The 2992-nt window shown below is 47.8% G+C and carries 5 protein-coding genes; 1 reads left to right on the plus strand and 4 read right to left on the minus strand.

Annotated features, from left to right (window positions below; genetic code table 11):
* The coding region (locus IQ219_RS18550; protein ID WP_194073586.1) for a PHP domain-containing protein at positions 1 to 249 on the minus strand (249 nt) is incomplete at its 3' end.
* A 151-nt stretch (positions 250 to 400) separates the two neighbouring features.
* On the opposite strand from IQ219_RS18550, the gene IQ219_RS18555 reads away from it, so the two are divergent.
* Positions 401 to 1033 carry a hypothetical protein gene (locus tag IQ219_RS18555; RefSeq protein WP_190599161.1) on the plus strand — a complete coding sequence of 211 codons (633 nt, stop codon included), beginning with the start codon at positions 401 to 403 and terminating at the stop codon, positions 1031 to 1033.
* Between the two features lie 17 nt (positions 1034 to 1050).
* Here the strand turns inward: IQ219_RS18555 and IQ219_RS18560 are convergent, their stop codons facing one another.
* From IQ219_RS18560 to IQ219_RS18570, 3 genes are all read right to left on the minus strand, one after another.
* Entirely contained in the window at positions 1051 to 1434 is a 384-nt protein-coding gene (locus tag IQ219_RS18560) for a hypothetical protein (protein WP_194021127.1), read from the minus strand.
* A gap of 48 nt (positions 1435 to 1482) precedes the next feature.
* The gene (locus IQ219_RS18565) at positions 1483 to 1863 is read right to left on the minus strand and encodes a hypothetical protein (protein WP_194073587.1); all 381 of its coding nucleotides are present in this window, start codon (positions 1861 to 1863) and stop codon (positions 1483 to 1485) included.
* 101 nt (positions 1864 to 1964) lie between these two features.
* Complete coding sequence (locus tag IQ219_RS18570; protein ID WP_194073588.1) at positions 1965 to 2945, minus strand: NAD(P)/FAD-dependent oxidoreductase; 981 nt, start codon at positions 2943 to 2945, stop codon at positions 1965 to 1967.
* Positions 2946 to 2992: the final 47 nt, after the last annotated feature.

Below are 2992 nucleotides of genomic sequence, written 5' to 3' on the forward strand. Positions count from 1 at the left end.
AAAACGACGGTGACGCTTATTAATTTCAATGTCACCATTAATCACATACATCTCGTTGCCGATGATAGGTTTAATCGGTTTACCCCGACAGACCTTCAGCAACTCCACCGCCCCATACATCACCCCATGGTCCGTCAAGGCGATCGCCGGCATACCCAACTCAATGGCCCGGTCAATCAAAGCGGGTAATTGGGAAGCCCCATCCAGGAGGCTATAGTCACTGTGGATATGGAGACCAACGAAGGACATGGCTAGAAATGTAACAACAGACCCCTATGATAAACCTTTTACAATGGGGACTATCGCCGGAATGCTTAATTAAGCTCATTCAGGGGCAAGAACATTGTTAAGATTTTCTCAATTATATTCTGATTAATAGACAAAAAAAATCTCTTATTTTATGTCAACCCTACTTACCGATCCTCATTTAAAACGTAGACAAATTTTCCTTTCCTTAATTAAAAAAAGGGTCAAACCTGGCACCGGTAGCAGCCTCACTTTTTTAAATAAACGAACTTGGACTTTACCCGTGACTGATCTTCGTCAATTAATCAAAGATGTTCCCTTTGCCGTAGTAGGGGGAGTAGCAACCAGGCTGTACATGCCGGAACGGATGACATTGGACCTTGACATCATAATTGCAGCTGATAAAGCGCAACTAGCCTATCAAAACTTAAGAGATGCCGGGGCAACCAAAGTGAGCGATTTAACAATTCCCGGTAGTCAGTGGAATTTACCTAATGGGACTTCATTGGACGTGCTCGAAATTAATGAACCTTGGTTAGAAACGGCTCTTGAATCTCCCAATTATGCGCCTGATGGTTTGCCAATTATTGACTTGCCCTATTTGATTTTAATGAAGTTAAATGCCAGCCGCAGCCAAGATTTAGCTGACATCAGTCGCATGGTTGGATGCGCTACGGATACTCAACTCGAAAAAGTTAGAATAATGGTCGCCAAATACTTACCCACAGCAACAGAAGATTTAGAAAGTTTAATTATGTTAGGTAAACTAGAACAACGGACAGATTAAATATTAAGACTAACTTCCTACCGGGGCACCACCAGCATTTGTTCCAATTGGCGAAATAATTCGGGATTTTTTTGTAAATAATCAATAATACCGGTCCCCTGCCGTGCCATCTCATTCATCAGCCCTGGCATGGCTTGAATTTCTTGAATGAGGGTGGGATTATTCCTCAATATTTGCTCCATGGTTTTAATCACCAAGTCTGGATTTTCCCGTAACAATTGCTCTGCTTGTTGAACCAATTGGGGATTTTGCTCCAGTTGTCGTTGCACTTCGTTGAGGTCGATCGCCTGGGCTTGTAAGACGGGGACATTAGCTTGAATAATCTGTCCCGAACCTCCAGCTTCCACGGGAAAAACGGCCAGAGCAAGGGTTAAACCACCGGAAACAATGGAGGAGAACATGGAACTTGGGAAACGGTGAATAAGTTTCCCCAATTCTAGCCTGAGTAATTAGTGATTGCTGTGATCCATGGGTTTCTCCATGGGCTTTTCCATCATGGGCATGTCCTGGGCTGGCACTGCCCCATGGCCTTTACCACCTTTGTGGCCACCAAAATAGGACATACTCACGTCGCCAAAGGCTACCATTCCCATGGTGACAAATCCAGCGGCGATCGCCCCCATACCCACCATGCCAACGGAAATTACCCCCATCGGAACAATGCCAATGGCCACTACCCCCATGGGAGCTACCCCCACTGCCACATAACCCGTTGGGGTGATACCAAAGGAAAATAGGCGGGCTTGGTACCATTTACGGGAAGGGTCTACACTGCCGCAGTCCATAGACTGATTGTCTTTTGGCGGCTTGGTTTCAAGGGGACTTTCCATAGGAAGGGAGAACTTAGTAAATTACTGCTAAAAGAATGCCCCCCATCCTAGGCAAAATATCGGCCAAGGGTCAAAAGACAGCCTGTCAAACTTACTTTTGGTTAATGAATCCATTTGCGGGGTTCACTGGCTCGACGGATGTTACGCCAAATTTGGGTAGCGGCGAGGGTGCCATCGGCCACAGCCACAGATACTTGATTTAACCCCTTTTTCAGATCCCCCAGGCCAAAAATGCGGGGATGGGTAGTTTGGGCCATGTCATTGGTGACCAAGTTTTCCCCTTCCCATTCCAGGCCCTCTATACCCTTGAGGTAATGGTTATGGTACACCGACCCCATATTAATCAAACCTGTTGTTGCTTCGATCACCGTGCCGTCCACCAGTTCTACTCCGCTCATTTTGTGGTTCTCCCCTAAAAATTTGGCGATCGCCGCTTCGTGGAGGGGATAACCGTGGTCTGCTAACTTGGCTTTCATTTCATCGCCGACAGTGCAGAGCCCATGGGTCAACACGGTAATGTAGGGCGTAAACCAATTCAAGACAAAGGCGGCATTAATTTGCCCTTCGGTGCCCGCAATCAGGACAGCCTTTTGGTCCCACATATCAAAGCCGTCACAGATCATGCAAACGTGCAGGGTATAGCCGGCATAGTCATAGACATTCTGCATATCCTCCAACTGGGGGAGATTGTCGATGATGCCCGTGGCGGCGATCACATATCTAGCCCGAAAAATTGGGTATTGACTATCTTTTTTGCCCACCTTCACCTTCACTGCCAGGGTATCTCCCTCATCGGTCACATCTTCCACGTAACCCCGCAGCAAATCCGCGCCCCAGTGGAGGGCCTGTTGGGTGCTGTGGGTGATAATGTCCCGCCCCGGCGTATCAGGGTCTAGCCCCACATAGTTGCGTAAATCCTGCATCCAGAAGGAGCGGCCCCGCCCTTTTTCCACCACCAGACACTTCAGACCATAGCGGGCTAGATAGATGGCCGCAGACAAGCCCCCCATGCCTCCCCCTAAAACGATGGCATCGTAAACCGTGTCGAGACGGGCATCTAAATTTTTGCTGGATAATTTCATGGGGCCTCTCCTCGGCTTAATGTTGGCTAACTACTGACGGACTAAAT

The organism is Synechocystis sp. LEGE 06083, from assembly GCF_015207725.1.
Taxonomy (GTDB): Bacteria; Cyanobacteriota; Cyanobacteriia; order Cyanobacteriales; family Microcystaceae; genus Synechocystis; species Synechocystis salina.